Here is a 717-nt window from a genome sequence, read left to right on the forward strand (position 1 = left end):
GGTTGAACGAGGGACGCGACCCACCACGATCGTCCCGATTGCCATACGACGGCCGGCCGGACCCACGCTCGTCCCGGGCAGGCCGATCCGAACGCTCGGGCCGGTCCGACCGATACGGCGGACGCGCACCGCCACCGGAACGATCGTCCCGGTTGAACGACGGACGCGAGAACCCACCACGATCGTCCCGCCCACCGGACTGCGGACGCCCCGTGCCCGCACCGCGGTTGCCCCCGCGGTCGTCACGGTTGAACGAAGAACGCGAACCGCCTCGATCGTCACGACCGCCCTGGCCACGACCACCGGAAGCCGGACGGCCACCACGATCGTCACGGTTGAACGGCCGGCGATCACCGCCGCCACCGCCCCCCGAGTACTGCGATCCACCGGGACGGCGACTCGGCCGTCCTTCGGAGGGGGGATTGGACATGGGATTTGCTCCTCGTGATCGTCGTACGGGTACGCAGTCGCCTGTGGCGCGACCACCATTGTCCCGTATGACGAACGAAGTCGGCGCACCCGACAGTGGCCGTGAACCCCTGTACACAGGGGTCGCCACGATAAATAGAACAGGATAAAAAAATAAGGGGCCCCACCGGGGTGGGGCCCCTTATTCACGTAGATTCCGGCGGCGTCCTACTCTCCCACACCCCTTCGAGTGCAGTACCATCGGCGCTGGAGAGCTTAGCTTCCGGGTTCGGAATGAGACCGGGCGTT

1 protein-coding gene and 1 rRNA gene are annotated in these 717 nt (G+C 66.7%); both read right to left on the reverse strand.

What is annotated here, in order from left to right; genetic code table 11:
• Window positions 1-363: hypothetical protein (locus ACFXKZ_RS39700; RefSeq protein ID WP_380008619.1), on the reverse strand; the 363-nt coding region annotated here is incomplete at its 3' end.
• Between the two features lie 260 nt (window positions 364-623).
• Window positions 624-717 (reverse strand): 5S ribosomal RNA (gene rrf / locus ACFXKZ_RS39705); the annotation flags it as partial.

It is taken from the genome of Embleya sp. NPDC059237 (genome assembly GCF_042754105.1).
Lineage (GTDB): Bacteria > Actinomycetota > Actinomycetes > Streptomycetales > Streptomycetaceae > Embleya.